This is a genomic window from Brachybacterium phenoliresistens (assembly GCF_000576425.1).
Taxonomy (GTDB): domain Bacteria; phylum Actinomycetota; class Actinomycetes; order Actinomycetales; family Dermabacteraceae; genus Brachybacterium; species Brachybacterium phenoliresistens.
The window spans coordinates 83,366-107,484 of sequence record NZ_KK069999.1 but is presented as its reverse complement, the minus strand read 5'-3'; the positions used below and the strand labels follow the sequence as shown (position 1 = coordinate 107,484).

The 24,119-nt window shown below is 73.3% G+C and carries 25 protein-coding genes; 14 read left to right on the top strand and 11 right to left on the bottom strand.

All coding sequences use genetic code 11. The features are described from left to right. Positions 1 to 83: 83 nt before the first annotated feature. Together BF93_RS13930 and BF93_RS13925 are read left to right on the top strand one after the other, a co-directional pair. Positions 84 to 1,187 (top strand): hypothetical protein, encoded by a 1,104-nt coding sequence (locus BF93_RS13930; RefSeq protein ID WP_038373444.1) that lies wholly within the window; start codon positions 84 to 86, stop codon positions 1,185 to 1,187. Positions 1,188 to 1,236: 49 nt separating this feature from the next. After that, positions 1,237 to 1,674, top strand: a complete 438-nt coding sequence (locus BF93_RS13925; RefSeq protein ID WP_156954152.1) for a hypothetical protein — start codon at positions 1,237 to 1,239, stop codon at positions 1,672 to 1,674. Positions 1,675 to 2,049: 375 nt separating this feature from the next. Here the strand turns inward: BF93_RS13925 and BF93_RS13920 are convergent, their stop codons facing one another. Next, positions 2,050 to 2,346 (bottom strand): hypothetical protein, encoded by a 297-nt coding sequence (locus tag BF93_RS13920; RefSeq protein ID WP_038373440.1) that lies wholly within the window; start codon positions 2,344 to 2,346, stop codon positions 2,050 to 2,052. A gap of 200 nt (positions 2,347 to 2,546) precedes the next feature. Here BF93_RS13920 and BF93_RS13915 point away from each other — a divergent pair, with 200 nt between their 5' ends. Continuing rightward, the gene (locus BF93_RS13915; protein WP_038373438.1) at positions 2,547 to 3,014 is read left to right on the top strand and encodes a GyrI-like domain-containing protein; all 468 of its coding nucleotides are present in this window, start codon (positions 2,547 to 2,549) and stop codon (positions 3,012 to 3,014) included. 19 nt (positions 3,015 to 3,033) lie between these two features. Here BF93_RS13915 and BF93_RS13910 read toward each other — a convergent pair whose 3' ends face one another. Beyond that, positions 3,034 to 3,354: a hypothetical protein gene (locus tag BF93_RS13910; RefSeq protein ID WP_038373437.1), complete on the bottom strand. Its 321-nt coding sequence runs from the start codon at positions 3,352 to 3,354 to the stop codon at positions 3,034 to 3,036. Then, positions 3,351 to 4,481 carry a C2 family cysteine protease gene (locus BF93_RS13905; RefSeq protein ID WP_038373436.1) on the bottom strand — a complete coding sequence of 377 codons (1,131 nt, stop codon included), beginning with the start codon at positions 4,479 to 4,481 and terminating at the stop codon, positions 3,351 to 3,353. The genes BF93_RS13910 and BF93_RS13905 overlap by 4 nt, the downstream gene beginning before the upstream one ends. A 146-nt stretch (positions 4,482 to 4,627) precedes the next feature. On the opposite strand from BF93_RS13905, the gene BF93_RS13900 reads away from it, so the two are divergent. Next, a complete protein-coding gene (locus BF93_RS13900; protein WP_038373435.1) occupies positions 4,628 to 5,146 on the top strand; it encodes a hypothetical protein in 519 nt (172 codons plus the stop codon). Between the two features lie 26 nt (positions 5,147 to 5,172). Here BF93_RS13900 and BF93_RS13895 read toward each other — a convergent pair whose 3' ends face one another. Further along, positions 5,173 to 6,006, bottom strand: a complete 834-nt coding sequence (locus BF93_RS13895; RefSeq protein WP_038373434.1) for a hypothetical protein — start codon at positions 6,004 to 6,006, stop codon at positions 5,173 to 5,175. A gap of 44 nt (positions 6,007 to 6,050) precedes the next feature. After that, complete coding sequence (locus BF93_RS13890) at positions 6,051 to 6,776, bottom strand: GNAT family N-acetyltransferase (RefSeq protein ID WP_038373433.1); 726 nt, start codon at positions 6,774 to 6,776, stop codon at positions 6,051 to 6,053. A gap of 467 nt (positions 6,777 to 7,243) precedes the next feature. Here BF93_RS13890 and BF93_RS13885 point away from each other — a divergent pair, with 467 nt between their 5' ends. The 4 genes from BF93_RS13885 (at position 7,244) to BF93_RS13870 (ending at position 11,408) form a co-directional block, all read left to right on the top strand. Further along, on the top strand, positions 7,244 to 8,491 hold the full coding sequence (locus BF93_RS13885; RefSeq protein WP_051486973.1) for a quaternary amine ABC transporter ATP-binding protein: 1,248 nt from the start codon (positions 7,244 to 7,246) through the stop codon (positions 8,489 to 8,491). After that, positions 8,488 to 9,405, top strand: coding sequence for an ABC transporter permease (locus tag BF93_RS13880; protein WP_038373431.1), 918 nt, complete (start codon positions 8,488 to 8,490; stop codon positions 9,403 to 9,405). Before BF93_RS13885 ends, BF93_RS13880 begins: the two co-directional genes overlap by 4 nt. Before the next feature lie 57 nt (positions 9,406 to 9,462). Then, positions 9,463 to 10,410, top strand: coding sequence for a glycine betaine ABC transporter substrate-binding protein (locus tag BF93_RS13875; protein ID WP_156954151.1), 948 nt, complete (start codon positions 9,463 to 9,465; stop codon positions 10,408 to 10,410). A gap of 185 nt (positions 10,411 to 10,595) precedes the next feature. Next, positions 10,596 to 11,408, top strand: coding sequence for a hypothetical protein (locus BF93_RS13870; RefSeq protein WP_038373430.1), 813 nt, complete (start codon positions 10,596 to 10,598; stop codon positions 11,406 to 11,408). 18 nt (positions 11,409 to 11,426) lie between these two features. On the opposite strand, the gene BF93_RS13865 is transcribed toward BF93_RS13870, so the two are convergent. Beyond that, positions 11,427 to 12,203, bottom strand: coding sequence for a GAF and ANTAR domain-containing protein (locus tag BF93_RS13865; RefSeq protein WP_232226440.1), 777 nt, complete (start codon positions 12,201 to 12,203; stop codon positions 11,427 to 11,429). Positions 12,204 to 12,281: 78 nt separating this feature from the next. On the opposite strand from BF93_RS13865, the gene BF93_RS19850 reads away from it, so the two are divergent. Genes BF93_RS19850 through BF93_RS19090 form a run of 3 tightly spaced genes read left to right on the top strand, consistent with a single transcriptional unit; the run spans position 12,282 to position 14,056 of the window. Further along, positions 12,282 to 12,635, top strand: coding sequence for a hypothetical protein (locus BF93_RS19850; RefSeq protein ID WP_198025438.1), 354 nt, complete (start codon positions 12,282 to 12,284; stop codon positions 12,633 to 12,635). After that, complete coding sequence (locus BF93_RS19845; RefSeq protein WP_051486972.1) at positions 12,632 to 13,303, top strand: TetR/AcrR family transcriptional regulator; 672 nt, start codon at positions 12,632 to 12,634, stop codon at positions 13,301 to 13,303. Before BF93_RS19850 ends, BF93_RS19845 begins: the two co-directional genes overlap by 4 nt. 18 nt (positions 13,304 to 13,321) lie before the next feature. Beyond that, positions 13,322 to 14,056 carry a ribonuclease FAU-1 family protein gene (locus tag BF93_RS19090; protein WP_051486971.1) on the top strand — a complete coding sequence of 245 codons (735 nt, stop codon included), beginning with the start codon at positions 13,322 to 13,324 and terminating at the stop codon, positions 14,054 to 14,056. Between the two features lie 74 nt (positions 14,057 to 14,130). On the opposite strand, the gene BF93_RS13845 is transcribed toward BF93_RS19090, so the two are convergent. From BF93_RS13845 to BF93_RS13825, 5 genes are all read right to left on the bottom strand, one after another. Next, the gene (locus BF93_RS13845; RefSeq protein WP_038373425.1) at positions 14,131 to 14,898 is read right to left on the bottom strand and encodes an HpcH/HpaI aldolase family protein; all 768 of its coding nucleotides are present in this window, start codon (positions 14,896 to 14,898) and stop codon (positions 14,131 to 14,133) included. Positions 14,899 to 14,930: 32 nt separating this feature from the next. Then, a complete protein-coding gene (locus BF93_RS13840; protein ID WP_038373424.1) occupies positions 14,931 to 15,911 on the bottom strand; it encodes an aldo/keto reductase in 981 nt (326 codons plus the stop codon). Continuing rightward, positions 15,908 to 16,882 (bottom strand): phosphoglycerate dehydrogenase, encoded by a 975-nt coding sequence (locus BF93_RS13835; protein WP_038373423.1) that lies wholly within the window; start codon positions 16,880 to 16,882, stop codon positions 15,908 to 15,910. The genes BF93_RS13840 and BF93_RS13835 overlap by 4 nt, the downstream gene beginning before the upstream one ends. A gap of 27 nt (positions 16,883 to 16,909) precedes the next feature. After that, entirely contained in the window at positions 16,910 to 18,328 is a 1,419-nt protein-coding gene (locus tag BF93_RS13830; protein ID WP_051486997.1) for an Nramp family divalent metal transporter, read from the bottom strand. Between the two features lie 101 nt (positions 18,329 to 18,429). Further along, a complete protein-coding gene (locus BF93_RS13825) occupies positions 18,430 to 19,149 on the bottom strand; it encodes a sulfite exporter TauE/SafE family protein (RefSeq protein ID WP_038373422.1) in 720 nt (239 codons plus the stop codon). A gap of 128 nt (positions 19,150 to 19,277) precedes the next feature. Here BF93_RS13825 and BF93_RS13820 point away from each other — a divergent pair, with 128 nt between their 5' ends. The 3 genes from BF93_RS13820 to pdxA all read left to right on the top strand — a co-directional run bounded on the left by BF93_RS13820 (position 19,278) and on the right by pdxA (position 24,113). Next, on the top strand, positions 19,278 to 20,648 hold the full coding sequence (locus tag BF93_RS13820) for an Nramp family divalent metal transporter (protein ID WP_038373420.1): 1,371 nt from the start codon (positions 19,278 to 19,280) through the stop codon (positions 20,646 to 20,648). A gap of 26 nt (positions 20,649 to 20,674) precedes the next feature. Next, positions 20,675 to 21,832: a sialidase family protein gene (locus BF93_RS13815; protein ID WP_038373419.1), complete on the top strand. Its 1,158-nt coding sequence runs from the start codon at positions 20,675 to 20,677 to the stop codon at positions 21,830 to 21,832. 82 nt (positions 21,833 to 21,914) lie between these two features. Next, on the top strand, positions 21,915 to 24,113 hold the full coding sequence (pdxA, locus tag BF93_RS13810) for a 4-hydroxythreonine-4-phosphate dehydrogenase PdxA (protein ID WP_038373418.1): 2,199 nt from the start codon (positions 21,915 to 21,917) through the stop codon (positions 24,111 to 24,113). The last annotated feature ends 6 nt before the right edge of the window (positions 24,114 to 24,119 follow it).

Here is a 24,119-nt window from a genome sequence, read left to right as displayed (position 1 = left end):
CCTCAGAGCCTACGGCTCGCAGGCGTCCCCTCCAGGGCTCGATCCCGTGCGGAATCACCTGGTCAGGACCGTAAAGTGGAGCCATGGACATCGCCGCGGGGAACCCCTTCGACCTCGATGAGCTCTCCCGCCACCGCCGGCTGAGCCAGCTCGTCGCCGCGGCGCTCACGCTCGCCGTGCTCGCCACCGCCCTCTCGCTCACGATGGAGGCGCTCACCCACCCGGGGAGCCTCGTGCAGCTGCTCGTGATGGCGTTCCTGCTCGTCCTCGCCCAGGCGGGGGCGCTCGGCGCTCTTCTCCTGGGGCCCCTCGCGCTACGGGTAATCGGGGCCGTCGTCGCGGTGGGTGCGCTGCTGCTCCTGGAGAAGGTGGGGCCCGGCGGGTTCTGGATCCTCGCCGTCGCGACCGCCGTCGCCCTCGGGGCGCGGGAGGCCGTCGCCCGGTGGCAGCGCCTGGCCTCCGCGCTGCTGGTGATGTTCGCGGCCGCGGCCGTCGCGATGTGGGGGAACTCGATCGCGACCGCGGGCTTGGTGCGTGCGCCGATGGTCCTCGCCTGCCTCCTCGCACTGCTGGCGGGCCTGCTCCTGCTGCTGAACTTCCTCGCGGGCCGCGATGCCTGGGGCTCGGCGATCGTCGTCTCCGGCGTCAGCCTCGGCATCGGAGGCCTGATCGGGCTGATGGGGTCGACTCTGGATGCGGCCCGCGCCGGGGAGGACTCGCTCTCGCTGATCCTCTTCGGCATCGGCATGCTGGGCGTCTCCCGCCTGGACATGATCCTCGCACTGGTCACAGCGCCCGTGATCGTGCTGGTCGGCCTGGTGCGCATGTTGAGGGGGCCCGAGGGGATCGCGCGCGGGCATGCTCCCGCGTCTGCGCGCGTGCAGGCACTCGCCCTGGTGCTCGCCGGGCTCACCGTGGTCCCCGCGCTGCCGGGCCTGCTCAACGCCGACCTCGGCGCGGTGACCGGCCTGGTCGTCGGCGCGGTGTACTCGATCGTCTGGGTGATGTGCCTGGTCGCCTGGTACCGCGCGCATCGCGGGGTGATCGCGCACCGGCTGCCGCTGACAGCGCTGAGCCCGGACCACGCCCTGGTGCTGGGAACCATCGTCCTCTCGCCGCTCGTGCGCGGTGTCCTGTCCTGGATCGGGATCATCATCGAGGGAGGGCCGATCTTTGCGAACCTCTGACCTGTCCCCGCGCGCACGGGAGCTCCCGCTGCGCCTGCCTGTGCGGATCGTGGCCGCACTGTACGCGCTGAGCATCGTGGGAGGTCTCGTGTGGTCGGTTCAGGACGTCCTGTTCTCCGATCGCCAGAACGCCGCCGGCACCCACGCGGATCCCGCCGCTCTCGAGGTCGGCGAGGAGATCACCGTGAACAAGATGCGGTACCACGAGGGCTGGTCCCTGGCCGAGGACCCCGAGCAGGGCAAGCCCACCGTCGTCGACCTCCGCGTCACCAACGAGCACCGGGACGGCCTGTTCCTTCCCGGGGACCGGGACGTGCTGGTGGACGTGTACTTCTATCGCGGGGACCAGGTGGTCTATGAGGTCCTGTGCGAGTCGCCGGGGGTCGTCGCCCCCGGCGCGACCAGGGAGATGCACTGCGCCCCGTACCTGTACGACTGGACCGAGGACTACGACAGGATCGAGTTCGTCCAGGTCGATCAGAGCTGAGGCGCGGCGGCCGGCGCGGTGGACGTTCCGTCTTCGCAGGATGGACGCTCCAGGGGTTAGGAGGAGGCTGCGCCATGAGCCGCGGCCGGAGTGCCCCGATGGCGGGTACGCGGGAGGATCCTGCGGGTCGATCGATCGGAGTGAATCCGTCGCAATTCGATCGGCCGGACTGAACTCGTCGCATCGATGCATGGGAAGCGACGACTTCACTCCGATGGATCGGTCGCACCTCGGCCCGGCGACGGAGCCGTGGGCATCGGCCCCGCGTCGGATGCGAGCTGTGAGTTCGCCGGAGGGGGCATCGGTCGCGGTGCGTGCGCGGGGGAGCCCGGTCGGGGACCGCGGCGGGTCGCGTTCGCGCCGGCAGGGGTGGCCTCAGGCGAAGCGGTGACCGAACAGGCGCAGGCCGTGACCGCGGTGCTGGCCGTGCCGACGCCGGGCGCGGGGGCCGGCCGCGGGACGAGGGCCGAGGTCGGCGCGGTGGGCGTGCTCGGCGCGGAGTGCGGTCTGCGCCATCTCGAGGTCGCGGGCGTCCTCCCGGGTGCGGGCGGCGCGGATCGCGCGGAGCTCGGCGAGGGCGCCGGCGTCGCCCCAGGCGGGGTCCAGGGGACGGTAGAGGATCGGGGCGTCGACGGCGGTGCGGTCCTGGGCGGTGGGGGTCGTGGTGAACATGTCCCCACCCTCCCGCTCCGGCGGGGTGCGGGGCGTCGGCCGGCGGGATCGACGCCGTCATCCCGGCGGATGATCCTGCCCGCGCCGCTCCCCACCCCCGGCCTGATCCGCCGGGGGATCGCGGGACCTGCGGGCCGGGCCGCCCTTCCCGCGGGAGGGCTCGCCGGCCTACTGTGGGGCACCGTCGTGGAGGAGGAGCGATGACCAGCATCGAGGTCCAGGAGAAGGGCCTGCCCGCGCTGCGGCTGGCCGTGCGCACGGTGACCGTGCCGGACCAGCCGGCGGTGGCCGGGGTCGTCGGTCCGCTGTTCGACGAGGTCGCGGACGGGATCGGGGCCGATGCCGCCGCCGCGGGCACGCCCGTCGCCCTGTACGACATGAACGAGGACGGCGTCGAGGTCACGGCCGGGTTCACCATCGAGGGCGAGCCCGGCGAGGGCTGCGAGCTCCTCGAGCTCCCGACGGTCCCGCGGGCGCTGAGCGCCGTGCACCACGGGACCATGGCGGGGATCGGCGAATCCTGGCGCGCCCTGCACACTGCCGTGCTCGAGCACGGGCTCGTGCCCGACTGGCCCTGCCGCGAGGTCTACCTCGTCTCCGACTCCGAGGACCAGCAGGACTGGGTCACCGAGCTGCAGCAGCCCGTGCAGGAGGAGCCGCTGCACTGACCATCGGCCCGGTCTGCGCTCACGCGGCGGGCCCGCCCTCCCAGGCGACATGCGCCAGGTCGACGCCGGCGGGCCGCGGCGGGTCCCAGGGGTGCACGGCGAGCACCAGCACGGCGCCCGAGGCGATCTCGATCCGGTCGCCCTCCCGCACGATGACGCTGCGCCGCCCCAGCTCGGGGTCGACGACGTCGAGGGCCGCGTGCGCGGTGGCCCCGTCCTCGGCGATCCGCGCCCCCGAGCAGCCGATGGTCGCGCTGCCGATCCGCGCCCGCGCCGTCAGACGCAGGCGGTGCCGCGTGGGCGTCGCGCCGTCCGGTCCGTCGATGCTCACGGTCCTCACCCCCAGTCCTCGGGCGGCGCGCCGACGCCCGTCATCACGATGTTGTTGCCGTAGAAGAAGTCCATCGGAACCGTGACCAGATGCGGCTTGCCGGCGCCGTCGCCCCAGGGGTTGACCAGGACGACCTCCTCGGTCTCCGGGTCGACCGACTGCACCTGGTAGACGTGGGCGGAGGCGAGGTCGCCCCGGAAGGGCATGATCGGATCCGTCATCACGGTGATCGGCGCACCGGTCTCCAGAGCGCGGTGGAGGTCCTCCGCCGAGGGCTGGCCGCCGAGGATGTCGGAGCCATTCGCGCCCGCGCCCGTGATGAGCTCGAGGCCGGCCTGGGGCGTGTCGGCGATGACGGACTCGTAGTCCGGGCCGAGGTGGTTGATCGCCGCCTGCTCGTAGATCGACATGTAGCCGATCTCGTCGTCGTCCCAGAAGTTTCCGCTGCCGTCGTTGTCCACGCGCGCGCCGTCGCGGACCAGCTCGTCGGGGGAGACGGTGACGGTCACCGGCTCGCCGTCCTCGTAGAGCGTCACGTCCCAGGTGCCGTCCTCGCGCAGGGTGATGTTCCGGGCCAGGAACTCCGGATCGGACTGCGCGGCCGCCATCAGCCCGGCGAGGAACCAGCAGTCGCCCAGCGTGCCCTGGCGCATCACCTGGCTCCCGATCGCCTCGGCGGAGAGATCGACATCGGCCGGATCGAAGCCGGCCCCCTCGGGGGAGTCGACGTAGCGGCCGCCGAGGTCATCGATGGTCATCGGATCATCGAACGGGGTCTTCTCCCAGGCGTCCTGGGCCCAGTTGATGATGTCCGACCAGGACTCGCCCTCGAGCAGCTCCGCGTAGCGGGCGGAGTCGATCGAGCCGTCCGCGCTGGAGGCGAGGTCCTGCTGCGCGGCATGGCGGTAGAGGGCCCGCGCCCCGGTGCCCAGGCGCACGGAGGCCTCGCGGATCAGCGGAAGCACCGAGGCCTCGAAGCTCTCGCAGAAGCGGTCGCGATCCGGGCCGGTCCAGCTCGCCCGGGCGATCGCGGCCGACAGCGCCTCCCCGATCTCCTCGAGCCGAACCCCCCGCTGCTCCATCGTCTCTCCCGCACCGATCAGCTGATCGGTGTCGGCCCCCAGGAACCCGCCCATGCACCCCGCCCCTTCCGCACCTCACCGGCATGTGCGCCGTGGTCAGCACTGTAGCCGCGCCCGGCCTCTCCTACGATGGGCAGAAGTCCCCATGAGGAGGGCTCCCGCGATCAGCAGGGGCGGGAACGCAGCACGAGGAGCGCAGCATGATGCGAAGGGATCCCCGGCCGGGATCCACCGAGGCCCGGCTCGGCGCCGCAGCGCTCGTCGCCGCGGCGCTCCTCGCGCTCGCCGGCTGCAGCGGCGGCCAGCCCATCCCGGCGCAGGACGTGGTCGCGCACTACGACGAGGTCGCGGCCGATGCGGCGGCCGCCGGCGCGGCGGGCGGCCGGGAGTTCGAGCTCCAGGCCACGACGCGGACCGTGGCCGAGCGCGACGGCGACTGCCTCTACCGCGCGGGGGACTGGACCTCTTCGGTGCCCTTCGACGGGAGCGCGTCCGACGAGGGGGCCTGGGACGAGTACGTGGCGCCGTACGAGGACGTCCTGCGGGAGCACGGCTTCGGCGGGTTCGGGCCGGTGGCGCGGCGAGGCGCCCTCCACTACGCCGAGGCGCGCGACGAGCACGGGGCGATCTTCACGATCGATGCCCAGGGCAGGTTCTCGATCTCCGACGCGAGGGTGGAGACGGACAGATGCACCCCGGAGGCGCTGGGCCTGGCGTGAGGCGACGTCCGCGTCCGTCCTGACCCTCAGGCTCCCGCCAGCGCCTCCGCCAGCGCCTCCGGCGGCTGCCCCGGGCAGATCGGGACGGTCCGGCTCAGCGACGGGTCGCCCGACCGGGTCATCGTCAGCTCGGCGGCGGCGTCGGAGCAGCCGATCTCGTCCTCGTGGATGAGCACGTCGTTGATGCCTCGCAGCACGGGCGCGCTCCCCTCCCAGTCCAGCGACCGGACGGCGCCGTCGGGGCCGAGCAGGTCCATGCCCTTCCGGGACGCCGCGAGCGTCAGCCGGTAGGAGCCGCCGGCCTCCGGGTCCGGCCCGCCCGGCACGGGGGCGACCTCGAGGATCCAGTCGTCGGTGGGCAGGGCGATCTCGCCGATGAGCTCCTCGCGCGCATCGGCCACGGAGGTGGTCAGGGCGCGCAGCGGCGAGTCCCCATGGCAGTCCTGCACCCGGGAGCCGTGCTCCATCGACCCGGTGACGCGGATGCCGACGCTGGGGATGTCCGTGCAGGGGACGTGCTCCTGCTCGGAGAGCGTCGCCTCCCAGGCGAGGTAGTCCTCGGCCGCCGTCTCGATCCGTGCGCGCTGCGCCTCGGCCAGCGGCGCGGACTCCTCGAAGATCACGAGCCCCTCCGGCAGGCTGACCTGCGTGGTGAAGGTGTCCGCGCCGATGGTGTCGGTGCGGTCCCCGAAATAGCCGAACATGCCGCTGATCGGCAGGTGCACCTCGATCGTGTCGTCCTCGCGGAGGTCGGGGCCGCCGTGGGGGAGGAAGGGCAGCGGCGGGACGCACCCGGCCAGCAGCAGGGCGCCGACGCCGAGCAGGGCGAGCGGGCGGACGATGATGCGCAGGGACGCCATGGGGAGCTCCTCCCTCGGAGGGGCACCAGCATAGGATCCTGCGGCTACGGCGTCCGCACGGCTCCGAAGCTGACCCGGCGGCGCAGGGAGAATCCGAGCTTCTCGTAGGCCTCGATCGCGCCGGTGTTGGAGGCGCTGGCGTGCAGCAGGGCGCGGTCGCCGCGCTGCTGGATGCCGAAGGCGACGTCCAGGACCAGGCGGGAGGCGAGGCCCTGGCGGCGGTGAGCCGGATCGACGGCGACGGCGCTGATCTCCGTCCAGCCCGCGGGATGCAGGCGCTCGCCGGCCATCGCGGCCAGGCGCCCGTCGCGGCGGATGCCCACGTAGCGGCCCAGCAGGTGGGTGCGGGAGAGGAACGGCCCGGGCCTGGTCCGCGCCACGAGATCGAGCATCTCCGGGACGTCCTGCGCGCCCAGCTCGACGGCCTCCTCGTCGGGCCGGGCGTGCAGGCGGTCGGTCTGCACGAGCTGCACGCCGGGGATGCGGAACACCTCGTGCCAGCCCGCGGGCAGCTCCGGCTCGGCGTGGGAGATGCCGACCTCGGCCCCGTGGCCGAACACGTCGAGGATCGCGTCCCACACCTCCGGCACGGCGAAGGATCGGATGCCGACGAAGGGGGAGACGTCCTCGGGGAAGCGCAGCACCAGGTCGTTGCCGGTGGCCAGGTGCGCGTGGTGGCCGCTGAGGGAGGACCAGGCGGGGTTGTCGAGGACGGCGTCGTGCGCGGGCGCGCCGCTGCCCGGCGCGGCGGGAGGGAGGTCGAGGACCATGCGGGGAGGGCTCCTTCGAAAGGGCGGATACGCGGTCCACGCTAGCCCTCCCGGGGCCGCGACGGGGGCCGCGCCGCGGGGCGCCGACGGCGGTGCGTGCGCGCCGCAAAATCGCCCCGGATCTCGGACTGAACGATCGGTAAGCGGGTCTGGACGGGTTGTTACGGGACTGTTACCCTGCGCCCTCCCCGGTGCGGGAGGGGCATTCCGAGAATGTCGGTATCGCCCCTGGCCACCTCTGCATTCTCGCCGCGCTCCGCGGGGTCGGCCGCGGCCGGACCGCCCGGCCGTGGTGCCTCTGACCTGCGTCTATCGGCCCCGTTCCGGCTTGTTCCGCAGACCGGGCCGTGCCAGCCTCGGGGTGCGGGCCCGGGTGCCCCGGACTGCCTGCCGCGGCCTGACCACCGTGGCGGCGGCCGCAGAGAAACGGCACCTGCCCGTATCCGGAGAATGGACGAAGGAGCACTGTGCCAGCAATTTCCGCCGACGGTCTGTACAAGATCTTCGGGCGCAGGCCGCACCGGGGCGTCGAGGCGCTCCAGGCAGGCCGGACCCGCGAGGAGCTGCGTGAGGACGGGCTGACGGCCGCGGTGATCGATGCCTCCTTCAGCGTCGAGCCCGGCGAGATCTTCGTCGTGATGGGCCTGTCCGGCTCGGGCAAGTCCACGCTCATCCGCATGGTCAACGGCCTGTGGCCGGCGACCGCGGGGGAGCTGGTGATCGGCGATCAGTCGATCTCGAGCATGAACGCCGCCGAGCTGCGCGAGGTGCGCCGTCGGCGCATCTCCATGGTGTTCCAGCACTTCGCCCTGCTGCCCCATCGCACCGTCGGCGAGAACGCCGCCTACGGGCTCGAGGTCAGCGGGGTGGGCCGTTCCGAGCGGGAGGCCCGCGCGGCCGAGGCCCTGGAGATGGTGGGGCTGAAGGGCTGGGGCGGCTACCGTCCGTCGGACCTCTCCGGCGGCATGCAGCAGCGCGTGGGCCTGGCCCGGGCGCTCGCCGCCGGGACCGACATCATGCTCATGGACGAGGCCTTCAGCGCCCTGGACCCGCTGATACGGCGGGACATGCAGGACCAGCTCGTGGACCTGCAGCAGCGGCTGGAGAAGACGATCCTGTTCATCACCCACGACCTCAACGAGGCCATGCGGATCGGCGACCGGATCGCCATGATGCGCGACGGGAGGATCGTCCAGGTCGGCACCTCCGAGCAGATCCTCAACGAGCCGGCGAACGACTACGTCGCCCGCTTCATCCAGGACGTGGACCGCAGCCGCGTGCTGACGGCCTCGGCGATCATGGAGCCGCCCCCGGCGACCCTCGGGTCCGGGCAGGGCCCGCGCAGCGCCCACAAGCTCATGCGCGAGACCCAGAACCCGTGGCTGGTCGTGCTGCGCCGCGACCGCACCCCGCACGCCGTGATCTGGGAGGAGGACGTCGCCGCCGCGGTGAAGGACGGCCGCGACGAGCTGCCGATCCCCGCCGAGCCCGAGCTGCCCCTGGTGGATGCGCACACGCCGGTCGCGGACCTGTTCGCGATCTCCGCGCGGCACCGCAGCCCCCTGGTGGTCACGGACGAGGACGGCCGCTTCGCCGGCGTCATCCCGCGCGTGACCCTGCTGACCGCCGCCGGAGCCCTGCAGCCGGACCCGCCGCCGGCACCTGCCCCGCCGCCGCTGCCCGCCTTCGACGCCGCGGAGGATGATGCCCGATGAGCCCCGACGAGTTCTTCCTCCGCATCCCGCTCGGCGAGGGCATCGCCTGGCTGATCCGCTGGTTCAAGGAGAACCTCTCCCTCCTGTTCGACGCCTTCAGCTGGCTGATGAGGGCCCTGGTCGACGGCCTCACCGACACGCTCCTGCTGCTGCCGGCGCTGGTGATGGTGCTGCTGTTCGCGCTGCTGTCGCTGGTGTTCCGCTCCTGGCAGTTCGCGATCGCCACCGCCGTGCTCTTCCTGTTCGCGCTGTGCATCGACGTCTGGGAGCCGATGATGCAGACGATGGCGCAGGTGCTGGTCGCCACCGTGTGCGCGATCGTCATCGCCGTGCCGGTGGGCATCCTCGCGGCGACGAACCGGACCGTGAGCGTGCTCGTGCGGCCGATCCTGGACTTCATGCAGACGATGCCCGCCTTCGTCTACCTGATCCCGGCGATCATCTTCTTCTCCGTCGGCACCGTGCCCGGCCTCTTCTCGACGATCATCTTCGCGCTCCCGCCGGGGGTGCGCATGACCGAGCTGGGCATCCGGCAGGTCGACTCCGAGACCGTCGAGGCCGGGGAGTCCTTCGGCGCGACGCCGGGGCAGATCCTCACCGGGATCCAGCTGCCGCTGGCGATCCCCACGATCATGGCCGGCGTCAACCAGGTCATCATGCTGTCCCTGTCCATGGCGGTCATCTCGGGCATGGTGGGAGCCGACGGGCTGGGCAAGCTCGTCGTCCAGGGCATCACCACCATGAACCTGCCGCTCGGCATCGAGGCCGGGGTCGGCGTCGTGCTGCTGGCCGTGTTCCTGGACCGCCTCACCGCGTCCCTGGGCAATCCCGGCTCCTACCCGACGTCCCTGATCGCCCTCCTGAAGAAGAGCCTGGCGGAGAAGACGGCGCAGCGCGCCGCCGCCGAGGCCTGAACCTCCGGCCCCCGGGCCGCGGATCCCCTGATCACCGTTTCGAAAGGACACCCGATCATGAAGAACCGACGCAACGCTCTCACCATCCCCCTGTCCCGCCGTGCCGCGTTCGCGGGCGGTGCTGCCGGCCTGATGGGCCTGGGCCTGGCCGCCTGCGGCGGCAACGGGGGCTCCGGCGGGGACGGCTCGGCCGACGGCGGCTCCGGGAACGGCAAGACCATCACCCTGGGCTACATCGCCTCCTGGACCGACGGCCTGAGCACCGCCTACCTGCTGGACGACCGCCTGACCGCGATGGGCTACACCGTCGAGCACGAGCAGATCGCCGACGCCGCGCTGCTGTACACGGCGCTGGCGAACGGCGACGTGGACATCTACCCCTCGGCCTGGCCCGAGGTCACCCACGCCTCGTACATGGAGGAGTACGGCGACTCGATCGAGGACCTCGGCGCGTACTACCCCAACGCCAAGCTCACCATCGCCGTGCCCGACTACGTCGACATCACCTCCATCGCGGACCTCAAGGGCCAGGGCGACCGCTTCGGCGGGCGGATCGTCGGCATCGAGCCGGGGGCGGGTCTGACCAAGGCGACCCAGGAGCAGGTCATGCCGCAGTACGGGCTCGAGGACGAGTACGAGCTGGTCACCTCCTCGACGACGGCGATGACCACCGAGCTCGCCGGCGCCGTCGAGGACCAGAAGGACATCGTCGTCACCCTGTGGCGCCCCTTCTGGGCGAACTCCGCCTACTCCGTGAAGGACCTCGAGGATCCCCTCGGCGCCCTGGGCGAGTCCGAGGCCCTCCACTTCCTGGCCCGCGAGGGCTTCGGCGACGACTTCGCCGATGCGGCCGAGTTCATCGGCGGCATCACCCTCGACGACGCCCAGTACGGCAGCCTCGAGGACAAGGTCGTCAACGAGTTCGGCGAGGGCCAGGAGGCCGAGGCCATCGACTCCTGGCTGGAGGAGAACCCCGACGTGCTGCCCGCCGTCGACGAGGGCTGATCCGACCCGGCATCGTCGCGCGCGCCCCGTCCTCCTGCCCGGAGGACGGGGCGCTCGTGCGTCCAGGTCACGGTTCGGGGACGAAGCGCGGGGCCGCGCCGATCTCCTGCTAGATTCCCTCCATCGCCGTGGTCGGGGGGCCTGTCCGGGACCCATGGAACGGCTCTGACCTGGTGAGGCGTTCCATGACGATGTCCCACGACCCGAGCGGGACGCACAGCCCGCCGACGACCGACGACGCGGCCCGGACCGGGGCCTCGTACGCGCACTGGCTCCAGCAGGAGCCCGCGCCCGAGAGCCCGGTCCCGACGCTCTCCGAGCACCCGGCGCCGCCGCCCGCCGCGCCGCGCCGCCGGGCGGCCGCCTGGTGGGCGGCGGGGATCGCCGGGGCGATGGTCCTGGTGCTCCTGGCCTTCGGCGGCGGCGTGATCACGGGGATGGTCCTCCTGCGTGCCCTCGATGCGCAGGACGGGTACGTCGAGGCCGGGATGATGGGGATCGAGGACGACTTCGTCGACGGCGAGGTCACCGACGCCGCCGGGGGCGTGGTCGCCGGATTCGGGGACTTCGACCGCCCGGCGGTGCTCGGCGAGCACCGGCTGGGCTGGGACACCCCGGAGGGCGGTCACCTGCAGGTGTTCGTGGAGACGGTGACCTGGGACGCCGCGGAGCTCGTCGCCGGGGCCGATCCGCAGAACCCGCCGGCGGAGCCGGGCCACGTGTACGTCCAGGCGGACCTCCGCCTGACCTATCGGGGATCCGTGCCGCTGGATCTCCGGGACGGGCTCTGGGTGATGGCGGAGACGGACTACTGGGCGGCCGATTCCTCGGAGGCCTGGGCGGAGCCGGCGGCGCCGCTGCATGCGGTCTCCCGCCTGGACGACGGGGACGAGGTCACCTGCTCGGTCCTGTTCGAGGTGCCCGAGGGCGTGGTCCGGGACGTCGTCTTCTCGGTGGAGCCGTACTGGGCGTCCCCCCTGTACATCAGCCGGGGCTGATCCGGGGCCGCGGCGTCCTCAGCGGACGAAGCCGTGGGTGGGCGGGCCGCCGTTGAGGCTCACCACCAGCGCCAGGGCGACATCGCGCAGCTTCTCGTTGCGATGGTTCGAGGCGGCGGTGAGGATCTCCAGCGCCTCCTGCTGGGTGCACCGGTTCTGGGCCATGATGATGCCCGTGGCCAGGTCGATGGTGGTGCGGGACTGCATCGACGCCCGCAGATCCTCCTCCGCGTCCCGGCCGTCGGCCAGGCGGATCGCCAGCAGCAGGCCGCTGGAGGCCCGATCCACCTCGAGCTGGATGACCTCGATCTTCCGGGGGTCGAAGTCGTGCGGGGAGGAGGAGTAGATGTTCAGCGCCGCCTGCGCCTCGCCGCGCAGCGCGAAGGGCACCGCGAGCACGGAGCGCACCCCCTGCTGATCCGCGGCGGAGTGGAACTGCGGCCACCGGCCGTCCTCGCGCACGTCCCCGACGCGGATCACGGTCTGCTCCCGCATGGCGGTCAGGCACGGGCCGTCGGGGGAGGCGTACTGCAGCGCGTCGATCTCCAGGGCGTGGGGGCCCGAGGTGACCACGGTGGTGGACCGGCGCTGGCGCCGCAGGCTCACGCCGCACCACACCGGCTCGTCCCCGGTGGAGAGGCGCTGCGCGAGGTGCTCGATGAACTCCTCGAGGAAGCCGGCGATGTCCTCGCTCTCCAGGAGCAGCCTCTCCATGGACGTCATCGCATCGCGGGTCTGCTCGGGGGCGGACATGGGGCGCTCCTTCTCGGGGGCCGGCGGCGTGGGGGACGGCATGGGCAGAGTCTGCCACGCCGGGCCCCCGTCCCCGGCGGTTGCGTCGGGGGGCGGGGGGCCATATCCTTCGAGAAGGTCTTGCAGACGGCCGTCGTTCCTGAATTGACAGGCGGTTCTGCCATGCCTCACGAAATCTCGCTCTCGGTGCGCGCCGATGTCGGTCGTGATGCGATCGAGATCGCCGTCACCGGATGCCTCACACGGGATACCTGCGCATTCCTCGCCGACGAGATCGAGAAAGCCTTCGCCCGCGATCCCGAGGCGCTCGTCCTCGTCGACGTCGACGGCGCCCTCCACCTCGAGCCGGCGGCGGTGCGCCACGTGCTCGAGGCCATGAACGGTCCGCAGGCGGGTCACCGCCGCGCCGGGCTGCGCGTCGTCGGCACGCAGCACGAGCGCACCTGCCTGGTGGTCCCGGTGGAGGCGCCGTGACCGAGCAGCTGCGCGAGGACTCAGCCTCGACGGTCGTCGCCCAGGTCAGAGCGCCGGACGCGCGGATTCCGCGTCGCGCGGTCCGGGATGAGCGCCCCCCGGCGGAGAGGATCCTGGACGGGGCGGAGGCGATGTTCGCCCAGCACGGATACACCGGCTCGAGCCTGCGGATGATCGCCGCGTCGGTCAACGTGTCGCATCCGGGGCTGCTGCACCACTTCCCGTCCAAGGCGAGCCTGCTGTTCGGGGTCATCGACCGCCTGGAGGCCGCGGCGCAGACCGCCCTGGACCGGTGCGCCGCCCTGGACGGAGATCCGACGGCCGTCGTCGACCACATCGTGGACGTCCTGGATCCCTGTTCTCCCGCGAATCAGCTGCTGGCCGTGCTGGACACGGAAGCGGTGAATTGCGACTTTCCCGGCAGATTCCGGATCGCCCGCCTGCGGCGGGTGTACGAGCACATTCTCGCCCGATGCGCCGAGAGCCTGTCCCGCCCCGGCGGGCCGCGACGGGACGTCTCCCCGGAGTTCGTCGCCCGGGCGCTCATGTCCCTGGCGATGGGGCACGCCGTGCGCGAGAGGAGCGTGCGCGCGCTGCAGCGCGAGGCGCACCATGACGACCCGCGGGACGACCTGCGCGCGATCGTGGTCCTGCTGCTGACGCCCTGATGCTCCTAGGGTGGTGGCATGGCATGCGATGACGCCCTGCGCCGGTCCCTCGACGTCCTGCCCGGCCCGGCGATCGATCCGCCGGTGCCGCCCCATCCCCGCGGCGCCCGCATCGTCCTGCGCAGCATCCGGGACCTGCCCGGTCGCGGCCCGACGGTGAGCTTCGCGGTCGCCGGCACCGTGCTGCACGACGACGGGGAGCTGACCGTCGTCATGACGCGCCCCGGATCCGGCCGCGCGGCACGGGCCGGCGCCGGGATCGGGCCGCAGGGGCGCCTGGTCTCCGCGACCGACTGGGACGGCCGGTACGACGTGGCCGCCTGGGAGGGGGAGACCGTCGTGCGCGTCCATCGCCGCGGCGAGCGCTGGTCGGTCTGGCGCTGGCACGACGGCACGGACTGGACCCGCCGCTGGTACGGCAACCTCGAGACCCCGTGGCGCCGCACCGCCCTCGGGTACGACACCCGCGACTGGGCGCTCGACGTCGTCGCCGAGGGCGTCCCGGGCACCGAGGACTGGCGGGTCGCGATGAAGGACGAGGACGAGCTCGACTGGTTCGTCGGGACCGGCGCCCTCACCCCCGAGCAGGCGGCCGCGGTGCGCGGGACGGGGGCCCGGCTGCACGGCCTGCTCTCGCGCGGAGAGGGCGCCGCAGGGAGCGGCTGGGAGCCCTGGATCCCGCCCGGGGACATCGGCCCCCACCCGCTGCCCGAGGGATGGCAGCAGATCCCCGGCCCGGGCAGGCCGTCATGAGCCCCGTCGACGAATTCGGGTCGCCGCCGCTCGGGGAGGCGAGCCTCGTGGTCGAGGGGTCCTGAGGCGGGGCCTCAGCCGCGGGCCTGCTCGAGGTGGCTGCGCGCCGCCTGCTCCAGGTGGGTGAGGTCCGAGGCGATGGTGATGAACCGGAAGCCCTGCTCGCGGCGAGCCCGGGCGGTCGCGCCGTCGGGCGTGTGGATGCCCGGGATGACCCCGGCGGCCTGCGCCGCCGCGAGCACGCGCGCGATCGCGGCGGTGTGCTCGGCGGCCCGGTCCGGGTCGCCCGGGAACGCGCCGCCCACGGCGAGCATGAGGTCGGAGGGGCCGATGTACACGCCGTCCACCCCGTCGACCGCGCAGATCTCCTCGACGTTCTCGAGGCCCTCGGGCGTCTCGATCATCACCAGCAGAAGGATCGCCGCATCGGAGTCGCCGGGGACCGGGCCCACGCGCAGCCCCGAGCGCATCGGCCCGTAGGACCGGATCCCGGCGCCGGGGTAGCGGGCTGCCCGCACGGCGCGGCGCGCGTCATCGGCCGTGCTCACCAGCGGGACGATCACGCCGCGGGCCCCGGCGTCGAGGGCCTGGCCGATGACGGCGTCGTCGTTGGCCTCCACGCGCACCAGCCCGGCCGGGCCGTGGGCGGCGTCGATGGCCATCAGCCCCTGCAGGATGCCGGAGTAGCCCAGCAGGCCGTGCTGGCCGTCGATGGCGACGTAGTCGTAGCCGGTCATGGCCACGCGCTCGGTGGAGACGGGGCTGTCCAGGACCGACCAGTAGCCGATCAGGGTCTCGCCGGCCTGGGCGCGGCGGATGACGTCGGCGGCGGGATGGGGCATGGGGGACTCCTCGGGTCGGGCGGGTCGCGGGATCAGCGGTGGTAGGCGGGCATGGGGCCGTGCAGCTGCTCGCCGACGGCGCGGGTGCGCTCGAGGACGTCGGCCGGGAGCGGACCGCGGTCCAGGTGGGCGAGGTTGGCGGCCAGGTGCTCGACCTTCGAGCCGCCCAGCAGGACCGAGCTCGTCACCTCCTGGGAGACGAGCCAGCGCAGCGACAGCTCGGTCAGCGCCATCCCCGCCTCGGCCGCGATCCGGGAGAGCTCGTCGATCGCGGAGAAGAGCTGCGGGTTCCAGTATCGGTCGCGGTACATGCCGGACAGGCGGGAATCGCCGAAGCGGCCGGAGCCGCCGGACTCCTCGAAGCGGTGCCGCCCGGTGAGCAGGCCGCCGCCCAGCGGGTTGTAGACCATCGTGTGCAGGCCGTGGACCTGCGCGAACTCGGCGTACTCGGTCTCGATGCGGCGGGCGAGGAGGTTGTACAGCTGCTGGGCGACGACCGGGCGGGGCAGGCCGGCGCGGTCGGCCGCGGCCTCGAGGTCGGCGATCTGCCAGGCGGAGAAGTTCGAGACGCCCCAGGCGAGGATGCGTCCCTGCTCGAGGAAGGTCGCGATCTGCTCGAGGGTCTCGGCGAGCGGGACGGAGCGGTCGGGCTGGTGAAGATGGAACAGCTCCACGCGCTCGCGGCGCAGGCGCCGCAGGCTGCCCTCGAGGCTGCGGCGCATGCCCTCCGCGGACAGCGGCGAGTGCTCCCCGGCGTCGGGGTGCGGGATGCCGGCCTTCGTCGCGAGGGCCACGCCGTCCCCCGGCGGGAGCAGGGTGCCCAGCATCGTCTCGGTCTGCCCGCCCGCGTAGCCGTTGGCGGTGTCCACCAGGGTCACCCCGGCGTCCAGGGCGGCGTGGATCATGCGCTCGGCGGTCGCCCGGTCGACGGTGTCGCCGAAGGTCATGGTGCCCAGCACGGCGCGGGAGACGGGCTGCGGGATCCCGGGGATCGTGGTGGTGGGGGTGCTCATCGGCGTCCTTCCTCGGCGGGGCGGACCTCGTGGTCCAGCGGCGCTCCGGTGAGCGCCGCGATGATGCTGCGGGCGGCGCTGACGCCCATGCGCGCGTTCGTCGCCCGGGTGTAGGCCCCCATGTGCGGGGTGAGCAGGGTGTTCGGGGCCTCCAGCAGCGGGGAGCCGGTGGGCGGCTCGGCCGTGAAGGCATCGGCCGCGTATCCGGCGAGATGCCCGGAGCGCAGGGCCCGGGCGACGGCGTGCTCGTCGACGAGCTCGCCGCGGGCGGCGTTGACCAGCCAGGCGCCGGGGCGCATGCGGGCGATCGCGGCCTCGTCCAGCAGCGGGCCGTCCTGGCCCCCGGGCAGGTGCAGCGTCACCAGGTCGCTGGTCTCCAGCAGCTCCTCGAGGGTGCCGGTGCGCCGCACGGACCCGAAGGCGTCCGGCGGGAGGAACGGGTCGAAGGCCGCCACGGAGGCGTCGAAGCCCTCCAGGCGCCGCGCGACCCCTCGGCCGATGCGCCCGAAGCCGGCGATGCCCACGGCGAGCTCGCTCAGCTCGGGGCCGGCCAGGACCGGCCAGCCGCCCTCGCGCAGTCCCTGCTGCGCCTCCGGGATGCGGCGCAGCAGGGCCAGCATCAGGCCCAGCACCAGATCGGCGACGGCGCCGCTGTTCAGGGCGGGCACGTGGACCACGGGGATGCCGGCGCGGGCCGCCGCGGCGACGTCGATGTTGTCCACCCCCACGCCGTGCTTGGCGATCACGCGCAGCTCTCCGCGGCGCGCCGCCTCCTCGATCACGGAGGCGTCGACCGCATCGAGGCCGACGATCAGGGCCGCGGCCCCGGGCAGCTGGCCGATGACCTGCTGCGGGGTCATCGGCGCGCCGAGGGCGGCGCGGCGCACCCGCAGACCGGCATCCGCCAGCACCTGCGCGGGCTCGGGGGACCAGCGGCCGAAGCTGGGGGAGAGGACGACGACCTCGGACATGGGGCTCCTTCGGGTGGGGACGGGCGGTCAGGCCGCGATGCCGAGCTCCTCGAGCAGCGCGACCGCGCCGGCGAACAGCACGGCGAGCGTGGAGATGCACAGCAGGACGGTCGAGCGCCGCGAGCGGAAGGTCGCGTCCCCGGTGCGGCGGCGCAGGAACCAGACGGCGATGACCACGGCGAACAGGAACAGCGCCCCGCCGAAGCCGCCGATCATCACCATGATCAGCGGGGCCTTGAGGCCCAGGAAGGTGGCCGCCCAGATGCACGGCATGACGACGGTGAAGATGCGGATGAGCCTGCGGCGCAGCGCCACGTCCGTCCAGTCGAACGCCCCGAGGACGGCGAGGTTGTTCGCCCACAGCCGCGGCACCGAGGCGGTCGAGGCGAGGAAGGTCGAGCCGAGCACGGTCACGGCGCCGATGAGGAAGAGGATCTCCGCCCAGGGTCCGAGGGTGTCGACGTACATCCGCGACAGGGTGCGGATCACCTCGGTGCCCTCGGGGTGCAGGTCCTGGGGGTGCAGCACGGCCGCCCCCATGATGTAGAAGGACAGCGTGCAGGCGGTGGTGACGATCCAGGCGACCAGGAGGTCCAGCTGCATGACGCGGATCCAGCCGCGGGCGCGGGCGGCGCGCTCGGGGGTGCCGTCCTCGGGGCCGGTCCAGCGGGCGTAGCCCTTCTCCATGGTCCAGTAGGTGTAGGTGGTCATCTCGTCGGCGCCGACGCCGGTCAGGCCGAAGACGGCGATGGCGATGCCGGCGGCGCCGGCGGGGATCCCCAGCGTGAACCCGCCGGCGATGTCGGCCAGGTCGTAGCCGAAGGCGGTGGCCGGCAGCGACAGCGCGAGGATCACGGTGAACACGGTGAAGGTGACCACGAGCGCGAAGGCGGTCCGCTCGAGCAGCAGGTACCGGTCGGCGACGTTCACGCCGATCACCACGGCCAGCGCGATCACGGTCCACAGCAGCAGCGAGGGCGTGGACAGCGGCTCGCCGAGGATCGGCCACAGCAGCGACAGGGCGGAGACGGCGCCGCCGATGATCCCGCCGCGCTGGAGCATCTTGGCCAGGTCCATCCCGATCCACAGCACGTTGATCCAGCTCGCGCGGCCGATCCGCGGCGGGACGTCGGCGAAGGCCTGCAGGGCGGGGCGGCCGGAGAGGATGGTGTGCTTGGCGAGCTCGGCCTGGATGAAGACCTTCGCCCCGGTGGACAGGATGATCAGCCACAGCAGGGCGAAGCCGACGCTCGCGCCCATGGTCGTGGTGGTGATGAGCTCCCCGGAGCCGACCACGGCGGCGGACATGAGCATGCCCGGTCCCAGGAAGCGCAGGCGCTGGACGAGGGTCCGCGGTGCGGCGCGGGCCAGCTCGGGGCGCAGGGCGTACGGGTCGGCGACCTCCGCGGCGGTGGGCACGGGCGGGGCAGAGGGGGTCTGGGTCATCATCGACCTCTCGGATCGTCAGGCGGTCCACGGAGCTGCGTGGTGCGCGCAATAGTCTGCACCGAAAGCGCGGAGCGCGCAATCCCGGATCGGGGCCGCGATCAGCCCAGCAGCGCCGACGCCCCGCCGGCCGCCGCGGCCAGGGCGCCGACCACCGAGACGAGGACGGCCCCGGAGTACAGGCGTGCGCTGTCGATCCGGCGGGCGATCGGCCCCGAGGCCAGCAGGCCCGCGGCGACGAAGGGCAGCAGCACGATCGCGGCCCGCAGCTGCTCGAGATGCAGCTGTCCGAGGGCGCCGAGGCTGGCCAGCGACAGCGCGCAGCCCACCACGAAGGTCCCGCTGAGCGTCGCCCGGACCATGCCGGGCTCCTCGCCGCGCAGGATCAGCGCCATCGGCGGTCCGCCGATGCTGGTGGCGGTGCCCAGGGCGCCGGAGGCGCCCCCTGCCAGCAGGGTCGTGGCGCGGGTGCGGTGGGGCCGCCAGCCGGCGAGGCTCAGCGCGACGCCCAGCAGCACCGTGCCGGCCAGCACCACGGTGAGCCCGGCGTCCGGCAGCAGGGCGACGGCCCCGGCGCCCAGCAGCGAGCCGGGGATGCGGCCGATGCTCGCCCAGCCCACCGCGCCCCAGTCCACGTGGGAGCGCTCGCGCAGCAGGGTGCTCAGGGAGAGGGTGGTGGCCAGCAGCAGCACCGTGCCGGGGATCAGCTCCGGGGCGATGAGCGCGATCAGGGGTGCGGCGAGCATGCCCAGGCCGAAGCCGACCGACCCCTGCACGCAGGTCGCGACCGCGACGATCACGCCGATCAGGACGATCTCCATGGCTCTCCTCATCCCCGGGGGTTGCGCGAATCGCGCATTAGGGCCACAATCCTACTCGCACCGCGCAATCCCGCCGAGGGATCGCCTGCAGCGATCGTGTCGATGACGACCCGTCCCGAGGAGTGCCCATGGCCGCGTCCACCGCCCCCCATCCCGCCCCGCCGCAGCGGCGGCCCGACCAGGTCCCGCTGCCCCACGGCATGGGCTGGGTGACGTCCATCGGCCCGGGTCTCGTGCTCGCCATGACCTTCCTGGGCACCGGCGACCTGGTGAGCTCCTCGGTCTCCGGAGCCTCCTACGGCTACGCGCTGCTGTGGACCCTCGTGCTCTCGCTGGTCGCCCGCACCTTCATCATCTCCTCGATCGCGAAGTACACCCTGATGAACCGCCACGGGGACACGCAGATCCTCGACGGCTTCGCCCGGATCACCCCGGTGCTGCCCGGGGTGATGGCGGTGGTCGTGCTGATCGCGGGCTTCATCACCCAGGCCACCTTCGTCAAGGCCGCCGCCATCGGCCTGAACCAGCTCACCGGCGGCTGGGGCGGGGCCTGGGGCGTGTTCGGCTGCGCCCTGGCCGTGGTGGTCGCGACGCTGGGCATGGTGCTGCTGCGCCGCCAGTTCGTGGTCCTGGAGTACATCGCCCGCATCGCCTCCGTGCTGATGATCGGGGCGTTCGCGTACGCCCTGATCGGGATCGGCCACGTCGACGTCGCCGGATTCGTGCGAGGGCTCGCCTTCGAGATCCCGCAGGAGCAGGCCACCAGCGCCTTCGCCCCTATCGTCATCGCCTCGGCGACCATCGGCACCATCGCCGGGAACATGCCCAACCTGCTCTACTCCGGGTTCATGCGCGACAAGGGCTGGGTCGGTCCCCGCTACCGCCGCCTCCAGCAGCTGGACCTCATCGCCGGCATGGCCCCGCTGCTGCTGATCAACCTGCTGTTCTGGACCGTCGCCGCGGAGTTCTCGCGCGAGCACCCGGGGTTCTCCATCAGCGACGAGCACGATCTCTCCGAGATGCTGCACGTGGCCGTCGGGCCGGCCGGGCCGGTGCTGCTGTGGATGTGCATCTTCCTCGCGGCGATGACGAGCTTCCCGCCGCAGTCCCGCGGCTTCGCGCAGCTGGCCGTCAACGGCCTGAACCACGCCGTGCCGGGCTGGCGCCGCTTCCTGGGCAAGGACGAGACCAACCCGCTCTTCCGCCTCCTGCAGGTGGCCGTGTTCATGGTGCTGCCGCTGGTGGCCTCCCTGCCCGGCGCCCCCAACCTCATCGCCCTGAACATCGTCGGGACCGCGGTCTCGACCGTGCTGAGCCTGCCGATCATCGTGGTCTGCATCCTGCTGCTGACCGGCCGGAGGAAGCACATGCACGACTACGCGGTGAACTCGCCCCTGGTCACGATCCTGCTGGCGGTGCTCGGCGTGATCGCGATCGTCGTGGGCGTGCAGATCGCGATGAACATCCCGACCATGTTCGCCACCGCCTTCGGCGGCTGATCCCACCCGTCCGAGAGGATCCCGAGATGACCCCCGAGCTCCCGCTCCTGCCCGCGCTCCCCGCCGACGGCCGCGTCCATCGCGACGAGCACCGCGGCCACCAGGTCGCGCTGATCCCCACGCCGCGCCGCTCGAACCATGCGCCGAGCCTCGCCGTCCTCCCGGACGGGGCCATGGTCGCCGCCTGGTTCGGCGGCAGCGACGAGGGCAACGGCGACGTCGACATCCTGGTGGCCCGCTACGACCCGGCCGCGGCCCGCTGGAGCGCGGGGGAGGCCGTCACCCACGACCCGCTGCGCTCGGACCAGAACCCGGGCCTGTCCCTGCGTCCCGACGGCGAGCTGTGGCTGCTGCACACCTCCCAGGCCTCGCGGCAGTCCGGCATCCCCGAGACCTTCAACCTCCAGTTCACCTCCGAGATCCGGCGCCTGCGCTCGCGCGACGGCGGCCGCACCTGGAGCGGGCCCGACGTCCTCTTCGACCGGCCCGGGACCTTCGCCCGCCAGCCGATCCAGCGCCTGGCCTCGGGGCGCCTGGTGCACACCCAGTGGCTGTGCTTCGACGACGACACCCGCAACGGCTCGGACCAGCCCGTCCTCCAGCTCTCCGACGACGACGGCGCGAGCTGGCGCGAGGTCGCGGTGCCGGACGGCGCCGGCCGCGTCCACCCCAACCTCGTCGAGGTCGCGCCCGGTCGTCTGGTGCTCCTGTTCCGCTCCCGCTTCGCCGACCACGTGTGGATCTCCCGCTCGCAGGACGCCGGGGAGAGCTGGAGCGCCCCCGTCCCCACCGAGCTGCCCAACAACAACGCCGGGATCAGCGCCCTGCCGCTGCCCTCGGGCCGCCTCGCCGTCGTCTCCAACGAGGAGCAGGACCCGCGCGGCGACGGCGTCGTCCACTGGCCCTACGAGCGCACGCGGATGAGCATCGCGGTCTCGGCCGATGAGGGGGAGACCTTCCCCGTGCGACGCATCATCGAGCCGGGCGACGGGTTCACCGGGCCCGGCAACCGCCGCAGCAACCGCCGCCACGAGTACCCGCACGCGGTCCTGGACGCCGCGGGGCGCATCCATGTGCTCTACGCCTGCGACTCCCGCAGGGCCATCAAGCACGTCTCCTTCGAGGAGGCGTGGATCGACGGCACGCCGGATCAGGCGCATCCCGATGCGAAGCTCTGGTCATGAGCCGCGTGCCCGACACCACGATGCGCGAAATGCGCATCCTCGATAGACTATGCGCGAACCACGCACACCGGGAGGGGCGGGAATGATCACGATCCTCGCGGACGACCTCTCCGGCGCCCAGGAGGCCTTCGCCGCCGCCGGCTCCCTGCCGGCCGTCGCCTCCCCGCGATCGTCGGGACTGCTGCTGCTCGGGGCCGATGCCCTCGCCCGGGAGGAGGCCCGGCTCCCGGCCCTGCTGGCCGTCGACCTCGACCTCCGCCACCGGCAGCCCGCGGCCGCGGCCGATGCGCTGCGCGGCGCCCTGGGCACCGCGCTCGGCGCGGGCCGCGGACAGGGCGCCCTCGTCCTCAAGATCGACTCGATCCTGCGCGGACCGGTCGCCTCCCTCGTCGCCGCGGCCGCCGAGCACGCCCCCGTGCTGCTGTGCCCCGCGGTGCCGTCCCTGGGCCGCACCGTCGTCGACGCACAGGTCCGCGTCGACGGGACGCCGCTCGAGGAGACGGGCCTGTGGGCGCTCGAACCGGGCGCCCCGCCCCGCAGCCTCGTCGACCTCCTCGCGCGGGAGGGGCGGCGGCCCGGGAGCATCGGCCTCGCCGCGCTCCGCGGCCCGGACGCCGCGTCGCAGCTGGCCGCACGGCTGCGCCGCGACCGGGTGGTGGTGGCCGACGCCGAGACCGACGCCGACTGCGACGTGCTGGCCGCCGCCGCCCTCTCCGCCGGCGCCGTGATCGCCGGCGCGGGCGGGATGGCCGCCGCGGTGGGACGCGGCGCGGCCCTCCCGTCCGGGGCCTCGGGGGGCCCGCTGCCGGCTGTCGCGCCCGGCCCCCTGGCCGTGATCGTGGGCAGCGCCGCCGAGGCCGCCCGCGCGCAGGTCGCGGCGCTGGCCGAGGCCGGCTGCGAGGTCCACGCCTGGCATCCCGGGACCCACCTCCCGCACGAGCCCGCCGACCGGGCGATCCTCCTGGACGCCCCGCCCGACCCCGCCCGCGCCGGCGCCCTCGGCGAGGCCTTCACGGCCGCGGCCGCCGCGGCCGCCGCCGGGCACCACCTGGTGCTCACCGGCGGCCAGACCGCCCGCGCCGTGCTCGCCCGCCGCGGCATCGACCGGCTGCACCCGATCGCGCAGGTCCACCACGGCGCCGTCCTCGCCCTGGCCGAGGACGGACTGCTCGTCGCCACCCGCCCGGGGAGCTTCGGCGACCGCGACAGCCTGCGCGGGATCCGCGACGCCGTCGCGGCGCTGCGCCCCGACCCCGACCGCATCCCCGTCCCTGGAAGGAACCCCGCCATGAGCGCTCCCGTCATCGCCGTCACCATGGGCGACGCCGCCGGCGTCGGCCCGGAGGTCATCGTCTCCGCCTGCACCGACCCCGAGATCTTCGCCCTGTGCACCCCGGTCGTGATCGGGGATGCGCGCCGCCTGCGCCGCGCCGCGCAGAGCATCGGCCGCGAGGACGTCGAGGTGCGCGCCGTCGCGGAGCCCGCCCAGGCGGTCGGGGGGACGGGGGTCCTGTCGGTGATCGACCTCGACCTCATCCCCGAGGACCTCCCCTTCGGCGAGCTCTCCGCGGTCGCGGGGGAGGGGTCCTACCGCTTCATCGAGCGGGCGGCCCGCCTGGCCCTGGCCGGCCAGGTGCAGGCGATCTGCACCGCCCCGCTGAACAAGGAGGCCCTGCACGCGGCGGGCCACGTCTACCCCGGCCACACCGAGCTGCTCGCCGCCCTCACCGGCGCCGAGGAGGTCTCGATGATGCTCGCGACCCCGAACCTCCGCGTCATTCACGTGACCACGCATGTCGGCCTCCTGGACGCCGTCGCCCGCATCGAGCCCGGCCTGGTGGAGCGGACCATCCGCCGCGGGCACGAGGCGCTGGTGCGCGCCGGCGTCCCCGCGCCCCGCATCGGCGTGTGCGCCATCAACCCCCACGCCGGCGAGGGCGGCCTGTTCGGCTACGGCGAGGAGGCCGAGAAGATCGCCCCCGGGGTCGAGGCCGCCCGCGCCGACGGCATCGACGCCACCGGCCCGCTCCCCGCGGACACCCTGTTCTACCTGGCCACCCGCGGGGACTACGACCTCGTCGTCGCGATGTACCACGACCAGGGCCACGGCCCGATCAAGGCCCTCGGCATCGAGTCGGGCGTGAACATCACCGTCGGCCTGCCGGTGATCCGCACGTCCGTGGACCACGGCACCGCCTTCGACATCGCCGGCAGGAACCTGGCCGATCCGCGCAGTATGGTCGAGGCCATGCGCCAGGCCGCCGCGATGGCCACGCGCTGACCTGCA